Here is a 26,090-nt window from a genome sequence, read left to right on the forward strand (position 1 = left end):
GTCCGAGCTGCGCCGCGTCGCGGTGATCGTGCTCGAGGGCGCGAAGCCGCTCGACGTCGGCATCCCCGCGCAGGTCTTCACGACCCGCGCGAGCATGCCGTACGAGGTGCGCGTCTGCGGCCCCGCACCCGGTCTCGTCACGGGCGGCGACGGCCTCTCGTATCACGTCGCCCACGGGCTCGAGGCGCTCGAGTGGGCCGACATCGTCTTCATCCCGGGCTACCGTTCCCCCGACCAGGACGATCCGCCCGCGGCGGTCGTCGAGGCGCTCATCGCGGCCCACGCGCGCGGAGCGCGCCTGGCCGCGATCAGCACGGGGGCGTTCGCGCTCGCGGCGACCGGCCTCCTCGACGGACGCCGCGCGACCACCCACTGGCACTACACGCGCGCGCTCGCGCGTCGGCACCCGCGTGTCCGCGTCGACGAGAACGTGTTGTTCGTCGACGAGGGCAGCGTCCTCACCTCGGCGGGCGCGGCGTCGGGGATCGACCTGTGCCTGCACATCCTCCGCTCCGACCTGGGCGTCGCCGCGTCGAATCATGCCGCACGGCGGCTCGTCGCCGCGCCGTATCGCAGCGGAGGCCAGGCGCAGTACGTGCCGCGCAGCGTGCCCGAGCCCATCGGCGAGCGGTTCGCGGCGACCCGCGAGTGGGCGCTGCACCGCCTCGGCGACCCGCTCACCCTCGAGGTGCTCGCGCGGCACGCCGCGGTCTCGCCGCGGACCTTCTCGCGCCGGTTCGTCGAGGACACCGGCTACACGCCGATGCAGTGGATCATGCGCGCGCGGATCGACCTCGCGCGCGAGCTGCTGGAGAGATCCGAGCGGAGCGTCGAGCAGATCGCGGCGGATGTCGGGCTCGGCACGGGAGCGAACCTGCGCCTGCACTTCCAGCGGATCCTCGGGACGACCCCGACCGACTACCGGCGGACGTTCACGCAGGGCGAGTAGCCCGCGCTCACGCGGTGCGCTCGAGCCACGCCCGCAGCCGCTCGAGGGGCCACGTCGTGACGATGCGCTCGGGCGGGACGCCCGCGCGCTCGGCCCGTTCTGCTCCGTAGTCGAGCAGCGAGAGCTGCCCGGGGGCGTGCGCGTCGCTGTCGATCGAGAACAGGCATCCCTGCTCGAGCGCGAGGGCGATGAGCTCGTCCGGCGGATCCTGGCGCTCGGGGCGCGCGTTGATCTCGACCGCGACGTCGTGCTCGGCGCATGCCGCGAAGACCGCGTGCGCGTCGAACGCGGAGGGCGGCCTCGTGCCGCGTGCGCCCTCGACGAGCCGCCCCGTGCAATGGCCGAGCACGCGCGTGCGGGGGTTGCGGATGGCGCCGAGCATGCGGCGGGTCATGCTCGCGGCGTCCATCCGCAGTCTCGAGTGCACGCTCGCCACGACGACGTCGAGGCGCGCGAGCAGGGCGTCGTCCTGATCGAGCGCGCCGTCGTCGAGGATGTCGACCTCGATGCCGCTCAGGAGCGTGAACCCCTCGTCCGAGAGCGTCGCGACGACCTCGAGCTGCCGCTCGAGCCGCTCGGCCGAGAGCCCGTTCGCCACCGTGAGGCGGGGCGAGTGGTCGGTGAGCGCGAGGTACTCGTGGCCCAGCCGCCGGGCCGCCGCGACCATGAGGTCGATCGGGGTGAGGCCATCCGACCAGTCGGAGTGGCTGTGGAGGTCGCCGCGCAGGAGGCCGCGGAGGGCGCTGCGGCCGGCGCCCCCTGTGCGCTCGCGCAGATCGGCGAGGTATGCCGGCACCTCGCCCGCGAGCGCTTCCTGGATGACGCGGAAGGTCGACTCGCCGATCCCCTGCCGACGCCGCAGCCGCGCCGCATCGCGCAGCTCCTCGGGCGAGAGACCCGCCACGACATCGGCCGCGGTGCGGAACGCCTTCGACTTGTAGCGCGACGACCGCTCGCGCTCGAGCAGGTAGGCGATCTCGGCGAGCGCGTCGAGCGGGTCCATGGCTGCCAGTCTGCCGCGCGGGATCGACGACGGCACGGCCGCACGACGAGCAGGGATGGCGAGATCCTTGCGGACGCTGTCCATCACGCCGCTGTCGCCCGCGCGCCATCCGGGAGACGCTGTGAGGGTATTCGACGGGGCTGACGCTCGCACCGCCACCTCGTCCGCCATACCTTCCGAACGGGCCTGACGCACAGCGGGCCCGTTCGGCTGTTTCCGGGCCCGGCTCGCGGGCGGCGGCTCAGGCGACGATCTTCTCGACCGTCCGGATGTTCCGCGTCGTCGTCACGGCCTTCCAGCGCGGCCTGGCGAGCTCCTTCGCGAACGCCGTCGACACGCTCGCGCCCTTCGGCGGGTTCCAGTAGACGACGCCGGGGCCCTCCGCCACCGGGTCGTCGGGGGCCTCCGCCGCGAGCGCGAGCACGGCGTCGCGCGCCTCGGCGTCGGCGCCGAAGACGATGTACGGCTGGCGATCGGGGTCGGACGCATCGAACGGGAAGGCGGCGAGGGCGGCTCGCAGCTCATCGCAGGTGGCCAGCACGATCCACGCCTCGTAGCCGAACCTCTCCCCGAGCGCCCGCTCGATCCGCCGCTTGAGGGTCGCGCGGTCCTCCTCGGCGGTGAAGCGCACGTTGCCGCTTGCGAGGAACGTGCGCGCATCGGCGAAGCCCAGCTCGACGAACAGCGCGCGCAGGTCGGCCGAGCGCACGGTGATCCCGCCCACGTTGACGCCGCGGAGCAGGGCGACGAAGTCGGTCATCCCGCCTCGCCCATCACCCGGCGGGTGAGGGCCGTGACGTCCGAGTCGAGATGGTCGATCTTCGTGTGGACGGCGTCGAACCGCGCGTTCATCTCCGCCCGCAGACCGGCGAACTCGGCGTTCAGCCGAGCGTTGGTCGCGTCGAGGCGCGCGTTCGACGCGTCGAACCGCGCGTTCATCTCGCCGCGCAGACCGTCGATCTCACCGCGCAGGCCGCCGATCTCGGCGCGCAGGATGCGGGTGAAGTTCGTCGAGATGATCCCGAGCGTCGCGAACGCGAACGTCGCGAAGAGGGCCATGAAGACCCACACCTGCGGCTCGCTCATCTGCACTCCTCCAGTCTGAACCGGCCCGACGACATTGTCACGAGCGGCGATCGGGAGCCGCACCTGCGGAGGTCGTCGGCGTCGCCACACGCGAGGCGTGGCCTGTGCACGAGCCGCGACCCTATGAGCCGACGAGCGACTCCAGAAGCGCGCCCACCGTGCGGACGACGAAGGCGCGTCGCGCCGCGACGCGCTCGGGGCGGTCGGCGGCATCGCCCACGTACAGCCGGTCCACCGAGCGGAACACCTGCCAGCCGTCGGCGAGGGTCACGATCGTGAGGAGCAGCTCGGCGGCGGCCGCGTCGTCGAGGGCGGGAAGGGTCCTGCGCAGCTGAGCGACCTTGCGCCGGTGGGCCTCGGAGCGCGCCTCGAACGCGACCGGAGTCTCGCGCTCGAGGCCCTCCCACGCGAGCAGGCGCGAGAGCTGGGGATGCGCGGCGTGGTAGTCGAAGACGGCCTCGACATACCGCAGCACCGCCTCGGCGCCCTCGCCCTCGATCGGGACGGCGTGGATGACCGCGAGCAGCTCGCTCTCGAGCGCCGCGCCGAAGAGCGCCTCCTTGTCGCCGAAGTGCGCGTAGATGCGCTCCTTGTTCACCCCGGCGGCACGTGCGATCCGGTCCACGCGCGCCCCGGCGAGACCGTGCGCGCTGAACTCGTCGACGGCCGCCTCGAGCAGGCGTCGCCGCGTCTCCTCCGGGGTGTAGGCCATCCGCCCATCCTATTCCCAACCGAACAGTTGCCTTCGGCGTCGGAACGTGGTTCACTGTTCCCAACCAGTCAGTTGGAAAGTGAGATGCCATGCCCGCGCCCACCCCGCCCTCCGTCCACGTCCGCGCCGTCATCACGTGGCTCGCGATCTTCCCGCTCGTCACGATCGGCCTCTACGCCATCGCGCCGTTCAGCGAGACCTGGCCGCCCGTCCTCCGCTCGCTCGCACTCACGGTCGTCGTCGTGCCGCTCGCGGTGTACCTCGTCGTCCCGCAGCTGATGCGCGCCTGGATGGCGATCAGCGCGCGCCGCGCCGCGACGGCGGACCCGACCGCCCAGGCCGCACCGGCCGCACCGGCCACCGCTCCCGCGACGTCCCCCGAGGTCGTCAGCCGCGGATGAGCCGGAGCGTCGCGCGCTCGAGCGCGACCTGCCGCGCGTCGGCGTCGGCATGGCGCCGACGCACGGCCGCCGCGATCGTGCGCCCCTCGTCGAACGCCGAGACGACGCGCGGATCGACGTACGAGGTCCGCGCCATCGTCGGGGTGTTGCCGAGGAACTCGGCGACATCGCGCATGGTCGCGGTCACCGCGCGGCGGCGCTTCGTCGCGCTCGCGCCCTCGTCGAGGTCGAGCCCGCGCTCGGCGAGGCGCGCGGCCGCGAGCACCGTCGCGTGCCATGTGCGGAAGTCCTTCGCGGTCGCGTCGGCCCCCGTCGACGCGCGCACGTAGTCGTTGACGATCGCGGGCGTGAGGCGCCGCCATCCGCCCGCCTCCCGGTACGCCAGGAGCGCGGGCTCGCCGTCGCGTCGCCGCCTCATGCTCTCGATCGCCGCGACGACGGGGGCATCCGCGATCTCGATGCGGTGCGCGACGCCCGACTTGCCCATGAAGCGGAAGACGAGGGCGTCGCCGGTCCGCCGCACATGCGCGCGCTCGAGGGTCGTGAGCCCGAAGCTGCCGTGCCGGTCGGCGTACACGTCGTCGCCGATCCGGAAGCAGCCCAGGTCGAGCAGCCGCACGGCGGTCGCGCACGCGCGCTCGAGCGGCATGCCGTCGAGCCCGAGCTCGCCGAGGATGGCCGGGCGCGCACGGCCCAGCGCGACGCCGAAGTCGAGCACGCGGTCGAACTTCTGGGCATCGCGGCGCGCACGCCACTGCGGGTGGTACAGGTACTGCCGGCGCCCCGCGTCGTCGGTGCCGACGGCCTGCAGGTGCCCGTTGGGGTGGGGCGTGATCCAGACGTCGCGCCATGCGGGCGGGATGGCCAGCGCGCGGATGCGGGCGACCTCCTCCGCGGGCAGCCGCTCGCCGTCGGCATCGAGGTAGACGAATCCGCGGCCGGAGCGGCGCCGCGTCCAACCCGGCTCCTGGGGAGAGGTGCGTCGGAGCCGGGGCATGCGGTCGAGTCTGCCCGACGGCATCCGCCGCCCGTCAGGCCTTGACAGCGCCTCCGGAGAGGGTCGCGGATGTTGGGCTTTCCAACGTCGTAGCCCTACGCTCGACACTCGACGCCCTTTCTGCCTCCCGGGAGCCACGATGAAGTTCTTCCCTGCCCGCGCGGTGCGCGTGACCGCCGGCCCGTTCGCCGACGCGCTGCGCGTCGACCTCGACTACGTGCTCTCGCTCGACGCCGACCGGCTGCTCGCGCCCTTCCTGCGCGAGGCGGGCCTCGAGCCGCGCGACCGCTCGTACGGCAACTGGGAGGATGCAGGGCTCGACGGGCACACCGCGGGGCACTGGCTCTCGGCCCTCGCCCACCTGCACGCGGCGACGGGCCATCCCGAGGCCCTTCGCCGACTCCGCTACGTCGTGGGCGAGCTCGCGCGTGCGCAGGAGGCGCGCGGCACGGGGTGGGTCGGCGGCGTGCCCGGCGGCGAGCAGCTCTTCGCGGGGCTCCGCGACGGCGGCGTGGCGGCGGCCCGGGCGCTCGCATCGAGCGGGCACTGGGTGCCCTGGTACAACCTCCACAAGACGTTCCAGGGGCTCATCGACGCACACGTCGTCGGCGGCGACGAGCGCGCGCTCGACATCGCCGTCCGACTCGCGGACTGGTGGCTCGACATCGCCGACGGCATCGACGACGCGGCCTTCGAGGCCATGCTCGACACCGAGTTCGGCGGCATGAACGAGGCCTTCGCGGAGCTCGCGGCGCTCACCGGACGCGACGACCTCGCGGCGATGGCCCGTCGCTTCGCGCACCGCGCCATCCTCGACCCCCTCCGCGAGGGGCGAGACGATCTGACCGGGCGCCACGCGAACACGCAGATCCCGAAGGCCGTGGGCTACGCGGTCGCCGGCGAGCGCGCGGCGGCCGCCGCGTTCTGGCGCACGGTCGTCGAGCGGCGCACGGTCGCGATCGGCGGCAACAGCGTGCGCGAGCACTTCCACGCGCCGGACGACTTCGCGCCGATGATCGAGGACCGCGAGGGGCCGGAGACCTGCAACACCTACAACATGCTGAAGCTCACGCGCGCCCTCGCCGAGGCCGAGCTCGATCCCGCCCACCTCGACTTCGCCGAGCGCGCGCTCTTCAACCACGTGCTCTCGGCGCAGCATCCCGAGCGCGGCGGGTTCGTCTACTTCACGCCGATGCGCCCCCGCCACTACCGCGTCTACTCGCAGCCCGACCAATGCTTCTGGTGCTGCGTCGGCACGGGCATGGAGATGCAGGCCCGGTACGGCGAGTGGATCTTCGGACAGGAGGGCGACGCGCTCGCCGTCAACCTCTTCGCACCCGCCGACCTCGACGCATCCGAGTTCGGCGTCCGGCTGCGCATGACGACGGACTTCCCCGCCGACGAGCAGGTGCGGATCGCGGTGGAGGCGGATGGCGCGCGCGCGTTCGCGCTGCGCCTGCGCGTGCCGGGCTGGAGCGACGGACTCCGCGACCTCCGCGTGAACGGCGATGACGCGGAGGCGACCGCGGAGGACGGCGCCGTGCGGATCACGCGGACCTGGGCGGACGGCGACGAGATCGTCTTCCGCGTGCCCCTCGCCCTGCGTGCGGAGCGCCTGCCCGACGGGTCGCCGTGGCAGGCCTACCTCGCGGGGCCCGTCGTCCTCGCCGCGCGCGCGGGGGAGGACGGGCTCGACGGGCTCGTCGCCGACGACAGCCGGATGGGCCACATCGCGTCGGGCCCGCTGCTCCCGTTCGCCGACCTGCCGCTCGTCGCGGAGGGCGCCGACGCGGTCGCCCAGGTCGGCCCGCTGCGCTTCCGGCTCGAGACGGACGACCCGGCGGGCGCCGTCGACCTCGAGCCGTTCGCGGGCATCCACGACAGCCGGTACACCGTCTACTGGCCGGTCGCCGACGGCCCCGGCCGCAGGGACGAGCTCCTCGCCCAGGACGGTCGGCTCGCGATCGACGCGGCGACCGTCGATGCCGTGGCGTTTGGCGAGCAGCAGCCCGAGTCCGACCACGCCTTCTCGGGCGACGGCTCGACCGTCGGCGTCGAGGGCGACGCGCACTGGCGCGAGCTCGGAACCGGCGTCTCGATCGAGCTCCGCGACCCCGCGTGGCAGTCGCGTCGCCTGCGCCTCGAGCTGCGGCCATCCGCCGAGGCGACGGCGATCGCGGTGCGCGTCGGCGAGCAGCTCGCCGTCGAGGAGCGCCTCGCGCCCGGCGCGACATCGCTCGAGGTCGTCATGGCGCCGCCGTCGCCCGGCACGCGGATCAGCCTCTCTCCCGTCGACGGTGCTCCCGCCCCGGGCGTGGTCTCGGCGCGCCTCCTGCGCTGAGCCCGGGTCCTACTCGGCCAGCGCCGCGCTCCAGACGGGAGCGGCGGGGTGCCGCGCCGCGAGCGCGTCGACGAGGGCCGACCGGAACGCGCGCACGGCGGGATGCCCCGCGCGACCCGAGCGGACGGCGGTGTAGAGCACGCGGTGCGGCTCGCCGGGCAGGCTCACGAGCTGCGTGCCGGCGAGGTGCGGCTCGCCGAGCAGCGCGGGGAGGAACCCGACGGCCTGCCCCATCCGGACGACGTGCGCGTGCAGAAGCGGGTCCGTGCTCTCGAAGCGCACGACGGGCTCGAAGCCGGCGCCGCGGCACTGCGCCCTGCCCCAGGCGCCGGTCGGGGTGTCGGCCGGATCGAGCACCCACGGCGCGTCTCGGAGCTCCGCGAGGCGACGCGGCCTCCGCGAGAGCCGCCCTTCCGCCGGCAGGGCGAGGCCGAGCGGGTCGACGAGGAGCTCGGCGCGATCGACGCCGTCGCGGACCACCTCGGGGATGCCGGGGTACTCCTCGCCGATGATGACGTCGAACTCGTGCGAGAGCAGCGCGTCGTAGGCCGGGCCGTGGTCGCGCTGGGCGATGGCGACATCGAGTTCGGGATGGCGCCCGGCGAGCAGCTCGAGCGCCATCGGCGCGAGCGCGAGCACGATGCTCTGGAACGAGGCCACGCGCAGCCGCCCCCGCAGCGTGCTCTGCGCGGCGGTCAGCTCGGCCTCGGCCTCCTCGAGCCGCGCGAAGACGGCATCCGCATGCGCCACGAGGGCGAGCGCATCGCCGGTCAGCCGCACGCCGCGCCCGACGCGCTCGAGCAGCTGCACGCCAGTCTCCCGCTCGAGCTGAGCGAGCTGCTGCGACACCGCCGACGGCGTGTATGCGAGCGCCCGCGCCGTCTCGGCAATCGTTCCGCGGCGGCTGAGCTCGCTCAGAAGGCGGAGGCGCGCGACGTTCAACACATCAGGTCACCTTACGCTTTTTGCTAAGAAACGGTTGCTGGATTGACCAGCGGCCTCCAGCGAGACTGGAGGCATGCTCACCCGGATCCGCCCTCGGGGGATGGCCGCCTCGATCGCCCTCGTCATCGGCTCGTGCACGTCGCTGCAGTTCGGCGCGGCGCTCGCCGTGCAGCTCTTCCCCGAGCTGGGGACGTGGGGCGTGACGGCGCTGCGCCTCTCGATCGCGGCGCTCATCCTGTGCGCGGCGGTGCGCCCGCGCGTGCGCACCTGGACCCGCGAGCAGTGGGGATGGGTGGCCGCGTACGGCCTCTCCCTCGCGGCCATGAACGGCTCCTTCTACGCCTCGCTCGAGCGGATCCCGCTGGGCACCGCGGTCGCGATCGAGTTCCTCGGCCCGCTCGTGCTCGCGGCCGTGCTCACGCGACGCGCCCTCGATTTCGCGTGGGTCGGCGTCGCCCTCGTCGGCATGGCGCTCCTGGGTGTCGACAGCGCCATCGGCGTCCCTCTGGATGGAGCCGGCGTGGTGTTCGCGCTCGTCGCCGCCGGGTTCTGGGCCCTCTACATCCGCACGAGCGCGCGCGTCGGCCAGCTCGTCCCGGGGATGGGCGGGCTCGCGGTCGCGCTCGTCATCGCCTCGACCGCGCTGCTGCCCTTCGGCGTGCCGGCGGCGGTCGAGGTGGTCGCGGAGCCGCACCTCCTCGTGCTCGCCGTCGGGACGGCGCTCCTCGCCTCGGTCATCCCGTACGCGCTCGAGCTCATGGCGCTGCGGCGGCTTCCGCAGCGCGTGTTCGGAGTGCTCCTGAGCCTCGAGCCCGTCATCGCGACGGCGGCCGGATGGCTGCTCCTCGCTCAGGCGATGAGCCCGCTGCGGATCGCCGCGATCGCGCTCGTCGTCGCCGCGAGCGTCGGCACCGCCCTCGCGGCGCGGCGGGCGAGCGAGGACGCACCCGGATCCGCCCTCACCGGGGCGATCCCGGTCATCCGCGACTGACCGCGGGCTCCGCCGTCGTGACGCGACGCGACGGCCAGGCCGCGAGCAGGCGCTCCCGCTCCTCCGCCGTGATCGGCACGACCGAGCCGTGCCGGAAGCGCGGCGGAACCGCGTGCGCGCTCGGCGTCCACGTGCCATCCGCGAGGTCTGCGCTCTCGAAGACGCGGTAGCCCGTGCCGCCGCCGTAGGGCGGCCAGTCGATGAAGAGCAGCCACGAGCGCTCGTCGAGCGAGCGGACGATGATCGGCCCCTCGCCGTGCGAGATGACGTCGCTGCCGATCCCCTCGGCGAGCAGCTCCCACGCCGAGCCGATGCGCCCCTCGGTCGGGCGCAGCACGTCGTCGCCGCGCTCGGCGAACACGTGCATGGTGCCGGGCTCCTCGTCCTTCGTGAAGCGGTACCAGTGGGCGCCGTCGCGCGCGAGGGTCGAGTCGATCGTCCCGTACCCGGGCCCCCGGCGCACGTCGATCCACACGCGCGGCTCCGAGAAGGTCGCGAAGTCGGCCGTCTGCGCGATCATCATCCGGTTGTAGCTGTCGGCGGCCCGGCGCTCGCCGCCCTCGGGGTAGAGGTTCGAGGCCCAGTAGACGAGGTAGGCGCCGTGCTCCGCGCTCCAGACGGCCTCCGGGGCCCACACGTTGCCGGCCTCGGCGCCCATCACCGAGACCGCACGCGGGCCTGTCCAGGTCACGAGGTCATCCGACTCCCAGACGAGGATGTCGGTGCTGCCGTTCTCCTGCCCCGCACCGAAGCCGCCGGCCCCGTGCACCTTGAGATCGGTCGCGAGGATCACGAACCCGCCGTCCTCCTTGCGGAGCAGGAACGGGTCGCGCACGCCCCGCGTGCCGAGCTCCGACGTGAGCACGGGCGCGCCGTCCGCCAGCAGGTCCCAGTCGCTCAGGGAGGCGCCGTCGCTCACTGCGAAGTGGACCTGCTCGGCCGCATCGTCGTCTTCGCCCGTGAAGTGGACGAAGAGGTACGAGGAGAATTTACAACGTTGCACAACTGCACGATACCAAGGGACGGCCACCGCCGCGACCCCGGGCTCGGCCCTACGCGCCGAGGAAGCTCGCGGGGTCGAACTCGTCGATCGGGATGACGCGAAGGCGCGGGAGCTGCGCGTCGAACACCGCGGCGTCGTACTCGAGGTCGAATCGCTGCAGGCCGGGCAGGGTCGCATACCCCGCGTTGCGGAACTCGTTGAACGCGACGATCCCGACGCGCCGATCGCCGCCGATGAGCGCAGCGACGTCGTCGAGGAAGTCCCCGTCGTGGCTCACGAGCATCACGTCGTCGTCGCGGTCAGCCAGGGCCCGCAGGGTGCGCTGGATCGCGATGTCGACGACCTTCTCGTCGGGGGCGCCTGCGAGGAGCACGACCTCGTAGTCCATCGCCTTGAGCGCCTGGACGAAGCTCTGCGGGATGACGGACGAGGCGTTGATGAAGAACACGCCGCGTGCGCGCTGGTTCCACTGCCGCGCCGCGAACGAGACGAGCCGGTCCCACCGAGGCCGCTCATCCGGCTGCGGCCGTCGCCCGATGATCGACGTCCCCAGCGTCGCGTCGATGTTCTCGCCGTCGACGAGCACCCAGGTCACGTCTTCACCGCTCACGCGCATGCGCGCCTCCCCATCCGGCGCCGTCGAGGTGGCGGGGCCTCGTCCGATCCTACGAGGGCGCGGGGCGGCTCAGCCGCAGAGGGTCGCGAGCGCGCCCTTGGCCTGCTCGACGGCCTCGACCGTCTCGGGCGCCGTGAGATCGCTCACCTGCGACAGCTGCTCGGCGTTCGCGCGGATGAGCTCCCCCGGCTGGCCGCCCACGTCATCCGCGAGCCGCTCGAGGGTCGCGACGAGGTCGTCGCGCGCGACGTCGGCCTGCTCCGCGGTCACGTCGCCCTGCTCGAGGATCGCCTGGTACTGCGCGTAGGCGGCGTCGGCGGTCGTGCAGATCTCGTCGACCGGGACGCCGAGGGCGTCGCCGGCGATGTCGGCGGCCTGTGCGCAGCCGGCGAGCAGGCCCACGGCGAGGAGCGGGAGGATGGCGAGTCGGCGCATGCGACGACGGTAGCCGCTCGACCTTGGACGCCCATGCATGCCGCATCTGCGGCAGAATCGACCCAGACCATCCGCATCTGCGAATCGAGAAGCGCATGCCCGACATCCGCGTCCGCGACGCCGCCCACCTGCTCGGCGTGAGCGACGACACCATCCGACGCTGGATCGCGGCGGGCGCGCTCGCGGCGCACCGCGACGACGCGGGCCGCCGGGTCATCGACCGAGCCGAGCTCGCCGCATTCGCGCGGTCGCATGCCGACGCCCCCGAAGATCCGCTCTCCGGGGGCCGCTCCGCCCGCAACCGCTTCACGGGACTCGTCACGGCCGTCACGAGCGACACCGTCATGAGCCAGGTCGAGCTGCAGTGCGGACCGCACCGCGTCGTGTCGCTCATGAGCACGGAGGCGGTGCGCGAGCTCGGCCTCGAGCCGGGATCGATCGCGGTGGCCGTCGTCAAGGCCACGACCGTCCTCGTGGAGACGCCGTGAGACGGCGGGCGCGCGCAGCCGTCGCGGCTGCGGTCGCGCTCGCGCTGTCCGGCTGCGCTGCGCCGCCGACCGCGGGTCAGGAGCTTCACGTCTTCGCCGCGGCGTCGCTCACCGAGGTCTTCACCGAGATCGCCGACGCATTCGAGGAGGCGCATCCGGGCGTCTCGGTCAGCCTGAGCTTCGACGGGTCGGCGGGTCTCGCGACGCAGATCGCCGAGGGAGCGCCCGCCGCGGTGTTCGCCTCGGCCGACACGGCGACCATGGAATCCGTCGCGCAGCACGCCGCCGACGAGCCGGCAGTGTTCGCGCGCAACGCCCTCGAGATCGCCGTGCCCGCGGGCAATCCGGCCGACATCCGGGGATTCGCGGATCTCGCGCGCGACGACGTGGTCGTCGTGGTGTGCGCGGTCGTCGTCCCGTGCGGGCGCGCGACGGCCGAGGTCGAGCGGGCGCTCGACGTCGCGGTCGACCCTGCGAGCGAGGAGAACGCCGTGACGGATGTGCTCGGCAAGGTGACCTCGGGCGAGGCGGACGCGGGCGTCGTCTACGCCACCGACGTCCGCCGTGCGGGCGACGCGGTCGAGGGCGTGCCGGTCGACGCGCCCGATGCCGCCGTGAACGACTACCCCATCGCGGCGCTCGACGGCGCCCCCGACCCGGCGCTCGCTCGCGCGTTCGTCGACTTCGTCCTCGACGACCCCGCGCAGCGCGTCCTCGCCGACGCGGGCTTCCTCCCGGCGGACTAGCGGATGGTCGAGCACGAGGAGAGAGACGCGGCGGCCCGCGCCCCGCGACCGCCCGAGGTCGCGGCGGCGCGGCCATCCGCTCGGGCGGGGCGGCCCGCTCGGGCGGCGCGGCCATCCGCTCGGGCGTCGCGGCCGATCGCCACCGATCTGCCGCGCTGGCTGTGGATTCCGGCCGCGCTGGGGCTCGCGCTCATCCTCGTGCCCCTCGCCGCCCTCGTGCTGCGCGCGGAGTGGGGCGACTTCTGGCACCTGCTGGCCGGGGCGGCCGCGCGCGACGCCCTCGCGCTGAGCCTGCGGACGGCCCTCGTCTCGACCGCGCTGTGCCTGCTCATCGGCGTTCCGATGGCGGCCGTGTTCGCGCGGGGGCGCTTCCCCGGGCTGAAGGCGCTGCGCGCGCTCGCACTCGTGCCGCTCGTGCTGCCGCCGGTCGTCGGAGGCATCGCGCTGCTGTACGCGTTCGGGCGCCGCGGGCTCGTCGGGCAGGCGCTCACGCCGTTCGGGATCCAGATCCCGTTCACCGAGGTGGCGGTCGTCATGGCCCAGACGTTCGTCGCCCTGCCGTTCCTCGTGATGAGCGTGGAGGGGGCGCTGCGCTCCGCCGGCACGCGCTACGCCGCGGTCGCGGCGACGCTGGGGGCATCGCCGGGGCGGGTGCTGTGGCGCGTGACGCTCCCGCTCATCGCGCCGGGCATCCTCTCGGGGGCCATTCTCTCCTTCTCCCGTGCGCTCGGGGAGTTCGGCGCGACCCTCGCCTTCGCCGGGAGCCTGCAGGGCGTCACCCGCACACTTCCCCTCGAGGTGTATCTCGTCCGGGAGAGCGACAGCGCCTCGGCCGTGGCGCTGTCGCTCGTGCTCATCGTGCTCGCCATCTGCGGCGTCGTGCTGGCGTACCGTCCACGGAGGGGGCAGCCGTGACCGAGGAGGATTCCACCGGGTTCGCCCCGAAACACGGCGAACCGACGCCGGGCCGCCCGGAAACGCGGCAGAGCCGGGATGACGCCGCTCGCTTCCTCGAGGTGCACGCACGGGTGACGGGCCGCGGGGTCGCCGTCGACCTCGACGTCGCGCGCGGGGAGACCGTCGCGATCGTGGGGCCGAACGGCGCGGGCAAGTCGACCGCGCTCGAGCTCGTCGCGGGGCTCATCCGCCCCGACGCGGGCGCCGTCGTGCTCGAAGGGGCGCCCCTGGCAGACGGACGCCGCTGGGTTCCGCCGCATCGACGCGGCATCGCCCTCATGACGCAGCAGACCCTGCTCTTCCCGCACCTCACCGTTCGGGACAACGTCGCGTTCGGTCCGCGCGCGTCGGGCCTGTCGCGGTCCGCCGCGCGCGACGCCGCGGAGCGCTGGCTGCTCGAGACCGGCGTGCGGCACCTCGCCGAGCGCCGCGCATCCGACCTCTCCGGAGGGCAGGCGCAGCGGGTCGCCCTGGCTCGGGCCCTCGCGGCCGAGCCGTCCGTCCTCGCGCTCGACGAGCCGACGACCGCGCTCGACACGACGGCCCGGCCCGAGCTGCGCACGGTCCTCGCGCGCGTCCTCGCCGGGCGCACGGCCATCCTCGTCAGTCACGATCCCGACGACGTCGCGGCCCTCGCGCACCGCACCATCCGGATGGCCGAGGGCCGCGTCGTCGGCTGACGTGCGCCGGCGCACGCCGGTCGGGCACCACCTGCCCTGCGCGTCGACCCGCACCCGCACACACCGGCCGCCACCTCCGGTCCGACGTCGACCCCGCGACCCTGAAAGCAGGAGGATCACGCTTTCCCAGGACGGTTCTGCCGTATCCGTCCTGGGAAAGCGTGATCCTCCTGGCGACGGGCCGCCCGGCAGGCCCGCCCGGCCTCCCGGCAGGCCCGCCGGGCCGCCCCTACGGGACGACGTGGCCCGCCGCGCGGGTGAGCTCGTACCACTCGGCGCGCGTGAGCGGGATGTCGCTGCCCTGCGCGGCCGCCGCGACCCTGGCCGGCGTCGTCGTGCCGAGGACGACCTGGATGCCCGCGGGGTGGCGGGTGATCCACGCCGTCGCGATCGCGATCGGCTCGACGCCGTACTGCGCGGCGAGGCGGTCGATCACGGCGTTCAGCTCGGAGTGCGCCTCCGAGCCGAGGAACACGCCGGTGAAGAAGCCGGCTTGGAAGGGCGACCACGCCTGCAGCGTGATGCCGTTGATGCGGCTGTACTCGACGAGCCCTCCGCCGTCGAGCACCTGCGACTGCTCGACGCCGAGCATGTTGGCCGCGATGCCCTGCGTGATGATCGGCGCATGCGTGATCGAGAGCTGCACCTGGTTGGCGACGATGGGCTGGCGCACGGCCGTCTTGAGCAGGTCGATCTGACGGGGCGTGTGGTTCGAGACGCCGAACGCGCGCACCTTGCCCGCAGCCTCGAGCTCGTCGAACGCGCGGGCGACCTCGTCGGGCTCGACGAGCGCATCCGGGCGGTGCAGGAGGAGCACGTCGATGTAGTCGGTGTCGAGAGCTCGCAGCGACTCCTCGACCGACGTGACGATGTGCTCGTACGAGAAGTCGAAGTACGGCCCCTCGCGCACGATGCCGCACTTGGTCTGGATCGTGAGCTCGGCGCGCTCAGACGGCGTGAGGCGCATCGCCTCGGCGAAGCGGCGCTCGCACTGGTGCAGCTCGGTGCCGTAGATGTCCGCGTGGTCGAAGAAGTCGATGCCGGCCTCGCGGGCGGTGTCGACGAGCTCGCGGATCTGCGCGTCGGTCTTGTCGGAGATGCGCATGAGCCCCGCGATGACGTTGGGAGCCTGCTGGCCTCCGGGGCCGAGGGAGACGGTCTTCATGGGTGTCCTTCCGGTGCCGCCCGGCGACGGCGCCGCGGGCGCTCCTACGATAGGGAGCGGTGCGGCAGAAATCCAACAACTGGAGCAGATGCCCGCCAGAAGGAGAAGTGCTGATGGATCTGCGCCAGATGGAGTACCTCGTCACCCTCGCCGACGAGCAGCAGTTCACGCGCGCGGCCGCCGTCTGCGGCATCTCGCAGTCGGGCCTGTCGGCGGCCATCCGGGCGCTCGAAGCCGAGCTCGGCACGGACCTCTTCACGCGCTCGCCCCGCGGGGTGGAGACGACGCCGGCCGGCCGCGCGCTCCTGCCGCACGCGCGCTCGATGCTCGCGCAGGCGTCCGCAGCGCGCGGCGCCGTCGCGCGAGCAACGGAGGAACTGACCGGGAGGCTGCGCATCGGCGCCGAGCAGTGCCTCGGCCTCGTGGATGTCTCGGGCCTGCTCGAGCAGGTCCACCTGCGCCATCCCCTCGTCGAGCTCGAGTTCGCGCAGGCCGGGTCGCACGAGCTCGCCGCGCGGGTCCGCGAGGGCGACCTCGACCTCGGTCTCGTCGCGGCGACGGAGCACCTCGGCTCGCTTCACCGGGAGGAGCTCGGTCGCCTGCCGCTCGTCCTGCTGACGCCGCCCGGCCATCCGCTCTCGGGCGTGGAGCCCATCTCGTGGGCCGACCTCGACGACGTCGACTTCGTGGACTTCCAGGGGTCGTGGGCCGTGCGCTCGCTCAACGACGCGGTCTGCGGCGCGCGCGGCGTCGCGCGGCGCGTGCGGTGCGCGACCGGCGACGTCCACACGCTCATCGACCTCGTGCGCCGAGGCCTCGGCGCGGCGATCGTGCCCGCGCACGTCGGGGCGAAGCCCGAGGCCGCGGCGCTCACGGTGCGGCCGATGCCCGCGGATGCGCCGCCGTGGGTCGTCTCGGCGATCGCACGGCGTCCGTCTGAGCCGGCCACCGCCCTCGCGCTCGAGCTCGTGCGGACCCAGGCGGCACCCGCGCGGTGACGCGGTGAGGAGGGACGCCCGACGGCGCCCCTCCTCACGACCTCACGCCGCCTGGAGGGACTCCGCGAGCTCCCGACCGGCGACGCGGGCGGCGTCCTCTGCCGCTGCCCGCAGGTCCGCCGCGACGTCGGCGAAGGCGTCGAGCGCGGGGTTCACGCCCACGAGCGTGAACGGCCGCTGGACGACCCGGAGGTCCAGGCCCCAGACATCCTCGAGCACGCGGCGCAGCCACGCCGTCGAGTGGTCCCAGCCCTCCTTGGGCGTCCCGGGCGCGTAGTTGCCGCCCAGCACGGTCACGAGCGTCGCGGGCTTGCCCTGCAGCGCCGTGCCCTGCGGGTCGATGCGCGGGTCGGTGTATGCGACGTCGAACCAGGTCTTGAAGTGCTGCGAGACGCCGTAGTTGTAGAGCGGCACGGTGAAGAGCAGCGCGTCGGCGTCGATGAGCTCGTCGGCGAAGGCGCGGGCGAGCGCCTGCGCTGCGCGCTGCTCCTCGGTGCGATCGGCCTCGGGCGCGAAGCCCGCGGTCACGGCGTTCTGCCACACGGTGGACGAGACGGGCTCGGCGGCGAGGTCGCGGCGCACGACGACGTCATCGGGGTGCGCCGCCTTCCACTCGGACTCGACGAGATCGCCGAGGGAGCGGCTGGCGGAGGTTGCGGGGAGGATGCTCGCATCCAGGCGGAAGAGGGTCATGGGTGCTCCGATCAGGTTCGATGAGGCACTCTGAAAAGCAGAGCGGCTATCGGGACATTAGCACAGGTAGGATGGCTGCATGGCGGAGATCGAGCACGGCGGACCGGCGTGCGACGCCGCCGTCTCGCTCGCGTTCTCGGTGCTCGGCAAGCGCTGGAACGGCATGATCGTCGACACGCTCAGCAGCGGCCCCCTCTCCTTCGTGGCGCTGCGGCGCGGAGTGGCGGGCATCAGCGACGCCGTCCTCTCCGACCGCCTCGCCGAGCTCGCTGCGGTCGACCTCGTCTCGCGCGAGGTGCATGCCGGCCCTCCGGTTTCGGTCGTCTACACGCTGACACCGGCCGGCGAGGCGCTCATCCCGGTGCTCGAGCAGCTCGGCGAGTGGGCCTCCGCGCATCTGCGCGCCGCACCGTGACCCACCGCACCGGTAACACGAGCGGGCGCCCCCGACAAGGCCGCGACAGCCCGCCGTGCGCTCCGTAGCCTGGGCCCAGGCACACGGAAGGGAACACGATGGCCGAGAAGAAGCAGCAGTCCGCCCCGAAGAACCGCCGCCGCCCCGCCCGCTCGGGAGCCGAGCTGACGGATGAGCAGAACGCCGAGAAGGGGTTCACCGCGTCCGAGCAGCTCAGCGGGCACATGCAGTCCGTGCTCGTCGACCTCATCGAGCTGTCGCTGCAGGGCAAGCAGGCGCACTGGAACGTCGTCGGCACCAACTTCCGCGACACCCACCTCCAGCTCGACGAGATCATCGCCGCGGCGCGCGAGTTCGCCGACACGATCGCCGAGCGCATGCGCGCGCTGCACGCGCTCCCCGACGGCCGCAGCGACACCGTCGCCGAGAGGACGTCGCTCCCGGAGTTCCCGCAGGGCGAGATCGCCACGACCGAGGTCATCGACCTCATCACGGAGCGCCTCGACGCCGTCTGCCAGACGTGCCGCGAGGTGCACGACGCGGTCGACGAGGAGGACCCGACGACTGCCGACATCCTCCACGCCGTGCTCGAGCGGCTCGAGCAGCTGTCCTGGATGGTCAGCGCCGAGAACCGCACGCCGCGCGCGAGCTGACGGATCAGTCGGCGGGCAGAGGCCTCCGGTCGCCGACGGGCTCGGTCGCGTTCGGGAACGCGATCGAGCCTGCGGCGACCCACCATTCGACGACCTCGAACGACAGCCGCCCCGCGATGACGGACGGATCGGCGGCGGACAGCCGCGCGGCCTCCTCCGGCGAGCGCGCGAAGACCGACATCCCGCGCAGGGTCTCGTCGCTCTGCGCGAGGAACGGGCCGTTCGCGACCGTCGCGCCGTCGCGTGCGAGCTGTGCCCGGTAGGCGAGGTGGCGGGCCTGCAGTGCGTCGAGTTCGTCCTCGGTCATCTCCGGCGCATCCGCGGGGCGCCGCAGGAGAACCACGGTGAAGACGTCGAACGCGTCAGGGATGTTCGGGTCCGACATCAGTCCGAGCCCTTGACCACGACGCGCTCGACGCGCGCCGTCCCGGCGTCGACCTCGGGCCATCCGTCGACCGGCAGCTCGAGCACCGCGAGCGTCGCGGTGGGGTACGCGAGCGGGACGCGGTCGCGCTCTGCCGCGAGCGTCGCGACGAGATCGTGGACGCCCGGATTGTGCCCGACGAGCAGGAGCGAGCGCGCGTCGCCGCCCTGCTCGCGGACGACCTGGAGCAGCCGCCGCGCGGACGCCGCGTAGACGTCGTCGTCGAACTGCACGGGCGGCGCCTCCTGCCACGGCGACGCGACGCCCGCCCACGTCTCGCGCGTGCGCTGGGCGATCGAGACCACCGCGCGGTCAGGGATGAGCCCGTACTCCTGCATGTACGCGCCGACGTCGCGCGCCTGGGCTGCGCCGCGCGGCGTCAGCGGGCGGTCGACGTCGTCGACCCCCTCGGGCCAGTCGGACTTCGCGTGGCGCAGGAGCAGGAGGCGCAGCATGCTCGGCATGCTACGCGCGGTCGCCGCCCTCCTGCGCGTCCGTCGCCTCGCCCGGCTCGCCGAAGCCGGGGCGCACGGCGGCGTCCTCCGCGACGTCGATGCGGGTCACGCCCTCGCGACGGGTGACCTCGATGCGCGGCTTCGCGTCCTCCTCGGTCGCGTCGGGCGCCGACGTGAGCTGGTCGCGGCGCTTCTCCTCATCGGTCATCTCGTCCTGTCCCATGGCGCCTCCTCCGATCGTGGCCTGCTCCGCCGACGCTAGGCGATGAGACCGCCCGCTGTCTCCCCCTTGCGCGGGTGCGACCGCCTCGCTCTCGAGCAGGCGCGGGAGCGTGTGAATACCACCCCGGCCGCGCGTCCACAACCCTCCTCCGCCTGTCGGAGGTCGCGCATAGAGTCGTGAGGCGGTCAACGACGACCGCGTTGCCGGAGCACTCTCCGTGCGCACCGGTGAGAGAAGGAGACACAGCGATGACCATCGCCGATCACGGCACGCACACGACCTGGAGCCGCGTCCAGAAGGGACTCCACGTCGCGAATCGAGACGGAATGTTCATGGGCTTCGTGGAGAAGGGGCCGGATGGCCGCTTCGTCGCCTTCGACGCTCATTCCGAGCGCGTCGGCGCGTTCTCCGAGCTCGCGGAGGCGATGGCCGCGGTCGACCGGGGGTGATCACACGTCGGGGGATGCGATCCGCGGGCGGTCGGCGTTGAGCTCGACGAGTCGCGCGTAGCGGGTCGCCGCGACCGTGTACGCCTCCGTGTGCGCGGGATCGGGCTGCACCGTGACGTCGGCCGAGCCGCTCAGCGCGCGGACCTCGTCCGCCGTCGCGAAGTGGCCGACGGCCCATCCCGCCATCGCCGCGGCGCCCTGCGCCGCGCCGTGACCGCTGTCGGGGCGCACGACCGGCACGCCGAGCACATCGGCCTTGATCGTGAGCCATGCGAGCGATGCGGCGCCGCCGCCCGTGCTGATCACGCGGTCGACGGAGAACCCGTGGTCGCGCAGGACCTGGACGTCCTGCGCCATGGCGAGGGCGTTGCCCTCCATCGCGGCGAGCATGAGATCGGTGCCGTCGGTCGCGAGGTCGATGCCGTCGATGATGCCGCGGGCCTCGGGATTCCAGCGCGGGGTGCGCTCCCCCGCGAGGCTCGGAACCATCGTCAGGCGGCCAGGACGGGGCCGAGCGAGCAGCGCGGTCTCGTCGCGCAGATCGCGCGCCCCGTCGAGCCCGTTGACCCAGTCGATCGTGGCGCCGGCGGTCACCTGAGCGGTGATGAGCAGGTCCACGTCGGCCACGCAGTGCCGCGAGTGGATGAATCCGGGAACGCGCGTGCCGCGCGGGACGGCGAGGATCGTCACGCTCGAGAACCCGGTCATGTCGACGAGCGGGTCGCCCGGAGCGAGGCACCCCGCCTCCAGTGCCGAGCCGATGGCGTCGATCCCGCCGGCGACGACCGGGGTCCCCTCCGGGATGCTCGTCGCGGCCGCGGCCGACGCGGTGACCGTGCCGACGACCGACAGCGCGGGCACGATCTCCGGGAGCAGCCGGAGCGACGGCTCCGCCGCGAGGAGCGCGTCGGGGAAGCGGCTCGACGCGTCGTCGAACCCCTGCATGAGGGACGCGGTCGTGTCGTCGAGGACGGCGCGCCCCGTCAGCTGCCGCACGACGAAGCCGTTGGCCGAGAGCACGTGCTGTGAGCGCTCGAGGGCCGAAGCCCGGTGAGCGGCCATCCAGGGCAGCTTGGCGGTGCCGAAGAACGGGTCCTTCCCGTTGCGGGACTCGGGGACGATGTCCGCGATGCGGGCGGCCTCGTCGACGGCGCGTCGATCGAGCCACGTGAGGGCCGGCGCCGTGGGGGCGCCGTTCTCGTCGACGGGAACGAGGGTCGGCGCCTGCGAGGTCACCGCGACCGCGAGGACAGGAGCGCCGGCCACCGCGTGCCGGGCCGCCTCTCCGACCGCCCTCCACCACGTCGCCGCGTCCTGCTCGGCGCCCGTCCCGTGGGTCGAGGTCGGGTATCGCACCGCCGTGTCGGCGACCCGGCGACCGGCGGCGTCGATCACGACGACCTTGACCGAGCTCGTCCCGACGTCGATCCCGACGAGCGCTCCGGTCACGGCGCGCTCCGCGCGAACGGCGCCTCGCCCTCGACGAGCGGATGGAGGGCGGGCTCGCCGGCGAGGAAGCGGCGGACCTCCTCCGCGACGCCCGTCGCGGCGCGCTCGGCGGTCTCACGGCTCGCGCCCGCGATGTGCGGCGTGAGCACGAGATCGCGCCCCTCGCGAGCGAGTGCGAACAGGCGGTGCCCGAAGTCGACCGGCTCCTCGGGGTACACGTCGAACGCGGCGCCGCCGAGATGGCCGCTGTCGATCGCACGGGCGACGGCGTCGTAGTCGACGAGGCCGCCGCGGGCGGCGTTCACGAGCAGAGCGCCCTGCCGCATGAGTCCGATGCGACGCTCGTCGACCAGGTGCCGGGTCTCCGGGGTGAGACGGGCGTGCACCGAGACGAGATCGCTGCGGCGAAAGAGCTCGTCGGCGTCGTCCACGCGCTCGATGATGCCATCCAGCGCCGACGCGCGGAGGTAGGGGTCGAACACGAGCACGCGCGCGCCCATCGCGTGGAAGACCTTCGCGACGTGGCCGCCGACCATCCCCGCGCCGAGGAGCCCGATCGTCGCGCCTGAGATCTCGCCCCCGATCGCGTCGGAGCGGTAAAGGTCGCCCCGCCACTCGCCCGCGAGCATGCTGTCGTGGGCAAGGGGGATGCGCCGCAGGAGCGCGAATGAGAGCCCGAGCGTCATCTCGGCCGTCGCGATGCCGTTGCGACCCGGGACGTTGGCCACGCGAACGCCGAGCTCGCGCGCGGCGTCGAGGTTCACGTTCGTGGGTCCGCCGCGCGAGACCGCGATGAGCCGCAGCTCGGGCCGAGCCCGCAGCACGCGGTCGGTGAGGGGCGCGAGCTGGGTCACGATCGCTGTGACGCCCTCGAGCGCCTGGATGAGCTCGTCCTCGGTGCCCGACGCCTCGTCGACCTCCGCGACCGAGCCGAACGGCTCATCCGGCCAGGGGAACTCGATCTCGCGGATGTCCACATCGTCCGGCACGACGCGGGCGACGGCGTCGCGGAGTCGCGCGGACCGGATGAACCGGTCGCCGGCGGCAAGAATGCGGGTCATGTCTCGTCCTTCCGTGCGCGCACCGCGGCCATCCGGCCCGTCGCGCGGTCTGTGCGGGGAGGTGCGGCGCCGCGCGCCGCACCTCCCCGAGGGGCATCAGTCGCCGAAGATCTCGTCGTAGTACTCCTGCGCGTTCGAGGAGTCGATGACCTCGATCGGCATGTACTGGTCCTTCTCGACGTCCTCGCCCTCGAGCAGGTCGACCGTGATGTCGACGAGCGTCCGGCCGTGCGCCTTCCCGCCGCCGAGACTGACCGACGCCTTCTGCGGGTCGCCGTTGATGATGTTCTGGATCTCGTTCTCGGTCGCGTCGATGCCGAAGAGTCCGAACGCGTCGTAGTCGGTCACACCGGCCGACTTCACGCCCTCGTTGCCGCCGACCGCGCCGCCGCCGCCGATCGTCGCGATGACCTTGAGGTCAGGGTTCGCCTGCAGGAAGTTCTCGGCGTTCGCGACGCCCTCCTCCGCCGTCAGAGCGGGTGCCGTCGCCACGAGCTCGGCCTGCGGAGCCAGCTCGGCGATGGCGTCCTTGATGCCGTTGGCGCGGTCGATGATCTCGGGGAACATCGGCAGATCCATGAGCGCCCACTCGACGACGGGCTCGTCGCCGTAGTTCTCGTTGATCCACTCGGCCGCGGCCTCGCCGTTGGCGTAGCCGGTCTTGTAGGCGTCGACGAGGTACTGCGCGTCGTAGTTCTCGAGCACCTGCGTGTAGCCGACGACCTTGATGCCGGCCTCCTGGGCGCGGGCGGTGACAGCCGACAGCGCGTTCGACTCGACGGCGCAGATGATGATCGCGTCGACGCCCTGCTGGATGAAGTTCTCGATCTGCGTGACCTGCTGCGCGGAGTCGCCGCGTGCATCGACGTAGTTGACGCTCAGGCCCTGCTCGGAGCCGTACGCGGTCGCCTCCTCGACGAGCTCGGCCCAGACCGGGTTGCTGAGGTCGGAGAAGGTGACGCCGACCGTGTAGCTGCCGTCGTCGCCGTCCGCCGCCGGGGTGCCGTCGGGGCCGACCGTCGTGCAGGCGGCGAGCGAGAGGGCGACGGCGCCGACGGCGCCGATCGCGGCCAGTGCGCGGGTCTTCTTCATGGGGTTCCTTTCGGGTGCTGCCGGCGACGTCCGCGTCGTCGGCGAAGGGTCGGATGGCCGGGGCGCTCCCCGGCGGAGGGATCAGCCGGCGTTCTGCCCGGCCGGAGCGATGGCGACGCCGCCGATCTGCTTCCTGCGGCCGCCGGAGGTCTTCGACATCGCGTCGTAGATCACGGCGGCGAGGAGGATGACGCCCTTGATGACGAGCTGGATGTACTCGCTCACGTTCAGCAGGACGAGGCCGTTGTCGAGCACGCCCACGATGAGCACGCCGACGAACGCCCCGAAGAGCGAGCCGCGGCCGCCCATGACGCTCACGCCGCCGAGCACGCACGCGGTGAGCACGCTGAACTCGAAGCCTGCGCCCGTCGCCGACTGGGCGGAGCTCAGGCGGGAGAGCAGCAGCACCGCGCCGATCGCCGTGAAGAACCCGCACAGGGCGTACACGAGGATGAGCGTGGCCTTGGTGTTGACGCCCGAGAGACGTGCGGCCTCGGGGTTGTTGCCGATCGCGTAGAAGTAGCGGCCGACGTAGGTCTTGTTGAGGATGAAGATGCCGACCGCCCACACGGCGATGAGCACGATGAGCGAGACCGGAACGCCCAGCACGGCCCCCTGTCCGAGGATCGCGAAGTCGGCGGGGAAGCCGAAGATCGGCAGGCCCCGCGACAGGAGGTAGCTGGCGCCGTTGAGCACGGTCATCATCGACAGCGTGACGATCAGGGGCGCGACGCCCGTGAGCGTGATGATGAGTCCGTTGAGGACGCCGATGCACGTCCCGAGGACGAGGACCACGAGCACCGCGAGGTACCAGGGCAGCCCGGATTCGGCCATGAGCATCCCGCATACGACGACGTAGAGCGAGATCTGGTAGCCGACCGAGAGGTCGATGCCGCCCGTGATGAGGACGAAGGCGAACCCGACCGCGCAGATGCCGAGTGTGGCGATCTGTCGCGCGATGTTGAAGAGGTTCGAGGGGTCGAGGAACGACGGCGCCATCACGCTGAAGGCGATGACGAGGACGACGAGGACGAGGACGATGCCGAGGTCCTTCACCCGCGGGATGAATCTGCTCATCATGCTGCTTCTCCTTCGGCCGCGAGGGCCATGATCGCTTCCTGGGTGATCTCGTGACGGCGGAGGGTCCCCTGCTGGACGCCCTCCTGGAGGACGACGACCCGATCGGACATCCCGATGAGCTCCTCCATGTCGGACGAGATCATGAGGATGGTCTTCCCCTCCGCCGCGAGGCGGTTCATGATCTGGTAGATCTCGTGGCGGGCGCCCACGTCGATGCCGCGCGTGGGCTCGTCGAAGATGAGCACCTCCGGCTCGGTGGCGAGCCACTTCGCGAGCACGACCTTCTGCTGGTTGCCGCCGCTGAGGTTGCCGACGCGCTCGCGCGAGCTCGGCGCCTTGATGCGCAGGCTCTCCATGTAGGTCGCCGCCAGCTTCGCCTCGCGCGCTCGCGGGATGACGCCGAACCGCGACATCCCCTTGAGGACGGGCAGCGAGATGTTCTCCTTGATCGTGAAGTCGAGCACCACGCCGTGGCGCTTGCGATCCTCGGGGACGAGCGCGAAGCCGTTCCGGATGGCGGCGATCGGCGTCTTCGCCTCGGCGGCCCTCCCGTGCAGTCGGACCGAGCCTCCGTGCGCGCGGACGCTTCCGAAGATGAGCTCCATGAGCTCGGTCCGCCCCGCGCCGATGAGGCCCGCGAACCCGAGCACCTCGCCGCGGCGGGCCTCGAACGAGATGTCGCGGACGCCGTTGCCGGTCAGGCCCTGCACCGTGAGCGACACCTCGCCGGGCTCGACGTCGCGGTCGGGGTACGCCTCGCTGAGCTCTCGCCCGACCATGAGGGTGATGAGCTCGCGCCGGGATGTCTCCGCCGTGTCGAGCGTCGCGACGTGCTTGCCGTCGCGGAGCACCGTGACGCGGTCGGAGAGGCGGAAGATCTCGTCCATGCGGTGCGAGATGTAGACGATCGTCATGCCCTGCGCCTTGAGCGCGTCGACCACGCGGTACATCGCCTCGACCTCCGCGGAGGTCAGGGGCGCCGACGGCTCGTCCATGATGAGCAGGCGCGCGTCCTTCGAGAGCGCCTTGGCGATCTCGACGACCTGCTGGTACCCGGTCGTGAGGGTCTCGACGAGCGCACGGGGCGAGATGCGGACCCCCAGGCGAGCGAAGAGCTCGGCCGCGCGGGCGTCCATGCGCTTGCGGTCGAGGACGGGGCCTCGGGTGAGGTACTCGCCGAGGAAGACGTTGTCGGCCGCGCTCAGTGTCGGGACGAGCGTGAACTCCTGGTAGATCACGGCGACGCCGAGCTCGCGGGCCAGCGCAGGGGTGAGCCGCGTGTGGGTCTCGCCGTCGACGGCGATCGTGCCCTCCGTCGGCTCGACGGCCCCCGCGAGGATCTTGATGAGCGTCGACTTACCGGCGCCGTTCTCGCCGACGATCGCGTGCACCTCGCCGCGACGCAGCTCGAGGTCCACCCCGTCGAGCGCGGCGACGCCGGGGTAGTGCTTGCGGATGCCCGTGGCGCGCAGGAAGGCCGTGTCGCGCTCCTGGGCGCCGCGCGGCGCTGCGAGATCGGCGTCGGTCATGGTGACCACCACTCCTTCGTGACTGATCGGGTGAATCGGATACATCCTGTTCGA

31 protein-coding genes are annotated in these 26,090 nt (G+C 72.8%); 12 read left to right on the plus strand and 19 right to left on the minus strand.

Translation table 11 applies throughout. The annotated features are described in order from the left end of the window. The first annotated feature begins 22 nt into the window (after window positions 1-22). Window positions 23-949 (plus strand): GlxA family transcriptional regulator, encoded by a 927-nt coding sequence (locus M1D46_RS00975; RefSeq protein ID WP_374727777.1) that lies wholly within the window; start codon window positions 23-25, stop codon window positions 947-949. 7 nt (window positions 950-956) lie between these two features. Here M1D46_RS00975 and M1D46_RS00980 read toward each other — a convergent pair whose 3' ends face one another. The 4 genes from M1D46_RS00980 to M1D46_RS00995 form a co-directional block, all read right to left on the minus strand. Next, complete coding sequence (locus M1D46_RS00980) at window positions 957-1,952, minus strand: PHP domain-containing protein (RefSeq protein ID WP_456286302.1); 996 nt, start codon at window positions 1,950-1,952, stop codon at window positions 957-959. A gap of 241 nt (window positions 1,953-2,193) precedes the next feature. Then, window positions 2,194-2,712 carry a DUF1697 domain-containing protein gene (locus M1D46_RS00985; protein ID WP_456286303.1) on the minus strand — a complete coding sequence of 173 codons (519 nt, stop codon included), beginning with the start codon at window positions 2,710-2,712 and terminating at the stop codon, window positions 2,194-2,196. Next, complete coding sequence (locus tag M1D46_RS00990; protein ID WP_456286304.1) at window positions 2,709-3,038, minus strand: hypothetical protein; 330 nt, start codon at window positions 3,036-3,038, stop codon at window positions 2,709-2,711. Before M1D46_RS00990 ends, M1D46_RS00985 begins: the two co-directional genes overlap by 4 nt. A gap of 121 nt (window positions 3,039-3,159) precedes the next feature. Further along, on the minus strand, window positions 3,160-3,750 hold the full coding sequence (locus M1D46_RS00995; RefSeq protein ID WP_456286305.1) for a TetR/AcrR family transcriptional regulator: 591 nt from the start codon (window positions 3,748-3,750) through the stop codon (window positions 3,160-3,162). A gap of 89 nt (window positions 3,751-3,839) precedes the next feature. On the opposite strand from M1D46_RS00995, the gene M1D46_RS01000 reads away from it, so the two are divergent. Further along, window positions 3,840-4,151 (plus strand): hypothetical protein, encoded by a 312-nt coding sequence (locus M1D46_RS01000; protein WP_456286306.1) that lies wholly within the window; start codon window positions 3,840-3,842, stop codon window positions 4,149-4,151. Here the strand turns inward: M1D46_RS01000 and M1D46_RS01005 are convergent. Next, window positions 4,138-5,148 carry a DNA topoisomerase IB gene (locus M1D46_RS01005; protein WP_456286307.1) on the minus strand — a complete coding sequence of 337 codons (1,011 nt, stop codon included), beginning with the start codon at window positions 5,146-5,148 and terminating at the stop codon, window positions 4,138-4,140. The two genes, M1D46_RS01000 and M1D46_RS01005, sit on opposite strands and share 14 nt — an antisense overlap. 139 nt (window positions 5,149-5,287) lie before the next feature. Between M1D46_RS01005 and M1D46_RS01010 the strand changes: the two genes are divergently transcribed. Beyond that, a complete protein-coding gene (locus tag M1D46_RS01010; protein WP_456286308.1) occupies window positions 5,288-7,489 on the plus strand; it encodes a beta-L-arabinofuranosidase domain-containing protein in 2,202 nt (733 codons plus the stop codon). A gap of 9 nt (window positions 7,490-7,498) precedes the next feature. Here M1D46_RS01010 and M1D46_RS01015 read toward each other — a convergent pair whose 3' ends face one another. Further along, window positions 7,499-8,434 (minus strand): LysR family transcriptional regulator, encoded by a 936-nt coding sequence (locus M1D46_RS01015; protein ID WP_456286309.1) that lies wholly within the window; start codon window positions 8,432-8,434, stop codon window positions 7,499-7,501. A gap of 73 nt (window positions 8,435-8,507) precedes the next feature. On the opposite strand from M1D46_RS01015, the gene M1D46_RS01020 reads away from it, so the two are divergent. Further along, window positions 8,508-9,425, plus strand: a complete 918-nt coding sequence (locus M1D46_RS01020) for an EamA family transporter (protein ID WP_456286310.1) — start codon at window positions 8,508-8,510, stop codon at window positions 9,423-9,425. On the opposite strand, the gene M1D46_RS01025 is transcribed toward M1D46_RS01020, so the two are convergent. The 3 genes from M1D46_RS01025 to M1D46_RS01035 form a co-directional block, all read right to left on the minus strand. Next, window positions 9,412-10,428, minus strand: coding sequence for a glycoside hydrolase family 43 protein (locus M1D46_RS01025; RefSeq protein WP_456286311.1), 1,017 nt, complete (start codon window positions 10,426-10,428; stop codon window positions 9,412-9,414). The genes M1D46_RS01020 and M1D46_RS01025 overlap by 14 nt on opposite strands. 49 nt (window positions 10,429-10,477) lie before the next feature. Continuing rightward, window positions 10,478-11,044: an NYN domain-containing protein gene (locus tag M1D46_RS01030; RefSeq protein ID WP_416383284.1), complete on the minus strand. Its 567-nt coding sequence runs from the start codon at window positions 11,042-11,044 to the stop codon at window positions 10,478-10,480. Between the two features lie 69 nt (window positions 11,045-11,113). Continuing rightward, entirely contained in the window at window positions 11,114-11,479 is a 366-nt protein-coding gene (locus tag M1D46_RS01035; RefSeq protein WP_282978882.1) for a hypothetical protein, read from the minus strand. Between the two features lie 95 nt (window positions 11,480-11,574). Here M1D46_RS01035 and M1D46_RS01040 point away from each other — a divergent pair, with 95 nt between their 5' ends. The 4 genes from M1D46_RS01040 to M1D46_RS01055 all read left to right on the plus strand — a co-directional run bounded on the left by M1D46_RS01040 (window position 11,575) and on the right by M1D46_RS01055 (window position 14,350). Beyond that, window positions 11,575-11,967: a TOBE domain-containing protein gene (locus tag M1D46_RS01040; RefSeq protein WP_456286312.1), complete on the plus strand. Its 393-nt coding sequence runs from the start codon at window positions 11,575-11,577 to the stop codon at window positions 11,965-11,967. Then, window positions 11,964-12,713 carry a molybdate ABC transporter substrate-binding protein gene (modA, locus tag M1D46_RS01045; RefSeq protein WP_456286313.1) on the plus strand — a complete coding sequence of 250 codons (750 nt, stop codon included), beginning with the start codon at window positions 11,964-11,966 and terminating at the stop codon, window positions 12,711-12,713. The genes M1D46_RS01040 and modA overlap by 4 nt, the downstream gene beginning before the upstream one ends. Window positions 12,714-12,716: 3 nt before the next feature. Further along, window positions 12,717-13,628 (plus strand): ABC transporter permease, encoded by a 912-nt coding sequence (locus M1D46_RS01050; protein ID WP_456286314.1) that lies wholly within the window; start codon window positions 12,717-12,719, stop codon window positions 13,626-13,628. A 113-nt stretch (window positions 13,629-13,741) separates the two neighbouring features. Next, complete coding sequence (locus M1D46_RS01055; protein ID WP_456286315.1) at window positions 13,742-14,350, plus strand: ATP-binding cassette domain-containing protein; 609 nt, start codon at window positions 13,742-13,744, stop codon at window positions 14,348-14,350. A 229-nt stretch (window positions 14,351-14,579) separates the two neighbouring features. On the opposite strand, the gene M1D46_RS01060 is transcribed toward M1D46_RS01055, so the two are convergent. Next, window positions 14,580-15,515 carry an aldo/keto reductase gene (locus M1D46_RS01060; protein ID WP_456286316.1) on the minus strand — a complete coding sequence of 312 codons (936 nt, stop codon included), beginning with the start codon at window positions 15,513-15,515 and terminating at the stop codon, window positions 14,580-14,582. Window positions 15,516-15,628: 113 nt separating this feature from the next. On the opposite strand from M1D46_RS01060, the gene M1D46_RS01065 reads away from it, so the two are divergent. Next, on the plus strand, window positions 15,629-16,513 hold the full coding sequence (locus tag M1D46_RS01065) for a LysR family transcriptional regulator (protein ID WP_456286317.1): 885 nt from the start codon (window positions 15,629-15,631) through the stop codon (window positions 16,511-16,513). A 42-nt stretch (window positions 16,514-16,555) separates the two neighbouring features. On the opposite strand, the gene M1D46_RS01070 is transcribed toward M1D46_RS01065, so the two are convergent. Next, window positions 16,556-17,206, minus strand: a complete 651-nt coding sequence (locus tag M1D46_RS01070; RefSeq protein WP_456286318.1) for an FMN-dependent NADH-azoreductase — start codon at window positions 17,204-17,206, stop codon at window positions 16,556-16,558. A 79-nt stretch (window positions 17,207-17,285) separates the two neighbouring features. On the opposite strand from M1D46_RS01070, the gene M1D46_RS01075 reads away from it, so the two are divergent. After that, window positions 17,286-17,621 carry a winged helix-turn-helix transcriptional regulator gene (locus M1D46_RS01075; RefSeq protein WP_282978894.1) on the plus strand — a complete coding sequence of 112 codons (336 nt, stop codon included), beginning with the start codon at window positions 17,286-17,288 and terminating at the stop codon, window positions 17,619-17,621. Between the two features lie 98 nt (window positions 17,622-17,719). After that, on the plus strand, window positions 17,720-18,274 hold the full coding sequence (locus tag M1D46_RS01080) for a Dps family protein (protein WP_456286319.1): 555 nt from the start codon (window positions 17,720-17,722) through the stop codon (window positions 18,272-18,274). Window positions 18,275-18,278: 4 nt separating this feature from the next. Here the strand turns inward: M1D46_RS01080 and M1D46_RS01085 are convergent, their stop codons facing one another. Genes M1D46_RS01085 through M1D46_RS01095 form a run of 3 tightly spaced genes read right to left on the minus strand, consistent with a single transcriptional unit; the run spans window position 18,279 to window position 19,376 of the window. After that, on the minus strand, window positions 18,279-18,659 hold the full coding sequence (locus M1D46_RS01085; protein ID WP_324013606.1) for a YciI family protein: 381 nt from the start codon (window positions 18,657-18,659) through the stop codon (window positions 18,279-18,281). Further along, window positions 18,659-19,153: a SixA phosphatase family protein gene (locus tag M1D46_RS01090; RefSeq protein ID WP_456286320.1), complete on the minus strand. Its 495-nt coding sequence runs from the start codon at window positions 19,151-19,153 to the stop codon at window positions 18,659-18,661. Before M1D46_RS01090 ends, M1D46_RS01085 begins: the two co-directional genes overlap by 1 nt. Window positions 19,154-19,163: 10 nt before the next feature. Next, complete coding sequence (locus M1D46_RS01095) at window positions 19,164-19,376, minus strand: multidrug transporter (RefSeq protein WP_456286321.1); 213 nt, start codon at window positions 19,374-19,376, stop codon at window positions 19,164-19,166. A 248-nt stretch (window positions 19,377-19,624) separates the two neighbouring features. Between M1D46_RS01095 and M1D46_RS01100 the strand changes: the two genes are divergently transcribed. Further along, window positions 19,625-19,825 (plus strand): hypothetical protein, encoded by a 201-nt coding sequence (locus tag M1D46_RS01100; protein WP_282978900.1) that lies wholly within the window; start codon window positions 19,625-19,627, stop codon window positions 19,823-19,825. Here M1D46_RS01100 and M1D46_RS01105 read toward each other — a convergent pair whose 3' ends face one another. The 5 genes from M1D46_RS01105 to M1D46_RS01125 form a co-directional block, all read right to left on the minus strand. Then, window positions 19,826-21,274, minus strand: a complete 1,449-nt coding sequence (locus M1D46_RS01105; protein ID WP_456286322.1) for a xylulokinase — start codon at window positions 21,272-21,274, stop codon at window positions 19,826-19,828. Next, window positions 21,271-22,335 (minus strand): 2-hydroxyacid dehydrogenase, encoded by a 1,065-nt coding sequence (locus M1D46_RS01110; protein WP_456286323.1) that lies wholly within the window; start codon window positions 22,333-22,335, stop codon window positions 21,271-21,273. Before M1D46_RS01110 ends, M1D46_RS01105 begins: the two co-directional genes overlap by 4 nt. A gap of 96 nt (window positions 22,336-22,431) precedes the next feature. Next, the gene (locus M1D46_RS01115; protein WP_456286324.1) at window positions 22,432-23,427 is read right to left on the minus strand and encodes a sugar ABC transporter substrate-binding protein; all 996 of its coding nucleotides are present in this window, start codon (window positions 23,425-23,427) and stop codon (window positions 22,432-22,434) included. Window positions 23,428-23,508: 81 nt separating this feature from the next. Continuing rightward, on the minus strand, window positions 23,509-24,507 hold the full coding sequence (locus tag M1D46_RS01120) for an ABC transporter permease (RefSeq protein WP_456286325.1): 999 nt from the start codon (window positions 24,505-24,507) through the stop codon (window positions 23,509-23,511). Next, entirely contained in the window at window positions 24,504-26,036 is a 1,533-nt protein-coding gene (locus M1D46_RS01125) for a sugar ABC transporter ATP-binding protein (RefSeq protein ID WP_456286326.1), read from the minus strand. The genes M1D46_RS01120 and M1D46_RS01125 overlap by 4 nt, the downstream gene beginning before the upstream one ends. Window positions 26,037-26,090: the final 54 nt, after the last annotated feature.

This window comes from Microbacterium sp. JZ70, from assembly GCF_053903225.1.

Bases quoted from the DNA above. Each gene is read 5' to 3' on its own strand.
- M1D46_RS01050 (WP_456286314.1), top strand. From the start codon at position 12,717: ATGGTCGAGCACGAGGAGAGAGACGCGGCGGCCCGCGCCCCGCGACCG.
- M1D46_RS01000 (WP_456286306.1), top strand. From the start codon at position 3,840: ATGCCCGCGCCCACCCCGCCCTCCGTCCACGTCCGCGCCGTCATCACG.
- M1D46_RS01120 (WP_456286325.1), bottom strand. From the start codon at position 24,507: ATGATGAGCAGATTCATCCCGCGGGTGAAGGACCTCGGCATCGTCCTC.
- M1D46_RS01085 (WP_324013606.1), bottom strand. From the start codon at position 18,659: ATGTCGGACCCGAACATCCCTGACGCGTTCGACGTCTTCACCGTGGTT.
- M1D46_RS01020 (WP_456286310.1), top strand. From the start codon at position 8,508: ATGCTCACCCGGATCCGCCCTCGGGGGATGGCCGCCTCGATCGCCCTC.
- M1D46_RS01080 (WP_456286319.1), top strand. From the start codon at position 17,720: ATGGCCGAGAAGAAGCAGCAGTCCGCCCCGAAGAACCGCCGCCGCCCC.
- M1D46_RS01005 (WP_456286307.1), bottom strand. From the start codon at position 5,148: ATGCCCCGGCTCCGACGCACCTCTCCCCAGGAGCCGGGTTGGACGCGG.
- M1D46_RS01030 (WP_416383284.1), bottom strand. From the start codon at position 11,044: ATGCGCGTGAGCGGTGAAGACGTGACCTGGGTGCTCGTCGACGGCGAG.
- M1D46_RS01065 (WP_456286317.1), top strand. From the start codon at position 15,629: ATGGATCTGCGCCAGATGGAGTACCTCGTCACCCTCGCCGACGAGCAG.
- M1D46_RS01060 (WP_456286316.1), bottom strand. From the start codon at position 15,515: ATGAAGACCGTCTCCCTCGGCCCCGGAGGCCAGCAGGCTCCCAACGTC.
- M1D46_RS01010 (WP_456286308.1), top strand. From the start codon at position 5,288: ATGAAGTTCTTCCCTGCCCGCGCGGTGCGCGTGACCGCCGGCCCGTTC.
- M1D46_RS01035 (WP_282978882.1), bottom strand. From the start codon at position 11,479: ATGCGCCGACTCGCCATCCTCCCGCTCCTCGCCGTGGGCCTGCTCGCC.
- M1D46_RS01110 (WP_456286323.1), bottom strand. From the start codon at position 22,335: ATGACCCGCATTCTTGCCGCCGGCGACCGGTTCATCCGGTCCGCGCGA.
- M1D46_RS00990 (WP_456286304.1), bottom strand. From the start codon at position 3,038: ATGAGCGAGCCGCAGGTGTGGGTCTTCATGGCCCTCTTCGCGACGTTC.
- M1D46_RS01040 (WP_456286312.1), top strand. From the start codon at position 11,575: ATGCCCGACATCCGCGTCCGCGACGCCGCCCACCTGCTCGGCGTGAGC.
- M1D46_RS01075 (WP_282978894.1), top strand. From the start codon at position 17,286: ATGGCGGAGATCGAGCACGGCGGACCGGCGTGCGACGCCGCCGTCTCG.
- M1D46_RS01125 (WP_456286326.1), bottom strand. From the start codon at position 26,036: ATGACCGACGCCGATCTCGCAGCGCCGCGCGGCGCCCAGGAGCGCGAC.
- M1D46_RS01115 (WP_456286324.1), bottom strand. From the start codon at position 23,427: ATGAAGAAGACCCGCGCACTGGCCGCGATCGGCGCCGTCGGCGCCGTC.
- M1D46_RS01100 (WP_282978900.1), top strand. From the start codon at position 19,625: ATGACCATCGCCGATCACGGCACGCACACGACCTGGAGCCGCGTCCAG.
- M1D46_RS00980 (WP_456286302.1), bottom strand. From the start codon at position 1,952: ATGGACCCGCTCGACGCGCTCGCCGAGATCGCCTACCTGCTCGAGCGC.
- M1D46_RS01070 (WP_456286318.1), bottom strand. From the start codon at position 17,206: ATGACCCTCTTCCGCCTGGATGCGAGCATCCTCCCCGCAACCTCCGCC.
- M1D46_RS00995 (WP_456286305.1), bottom strand. From the start codon at position 3,750: ATGGCCTACACCCCGGAGGAGACGCGGCGACGCCTGCTCGAGGCGGCC.
- M1D46_RS01090 (WP_456286320.1), bottom strand. From the start codon at position 19,153: ATGCTGCGCCTCCTGCTCCTGCGCCACGCGAAGTCCGACTGGCCCGAG.
- M1D46_RS00985 (WP_456286303.1), bottom strand. From the start codon at position 2,712: ATGACCGACTTCGTCGCCCTGCTCCGCGGCGTCAACGTGGGCGGGATC.
- M1D46_RS01095 (WP_456286321.1), bottom strand. From the start codon at position 19,376: ATGGGACAGGACGAGATGACCGATGAGGAGAAGCGCCGCGACCAGCTC.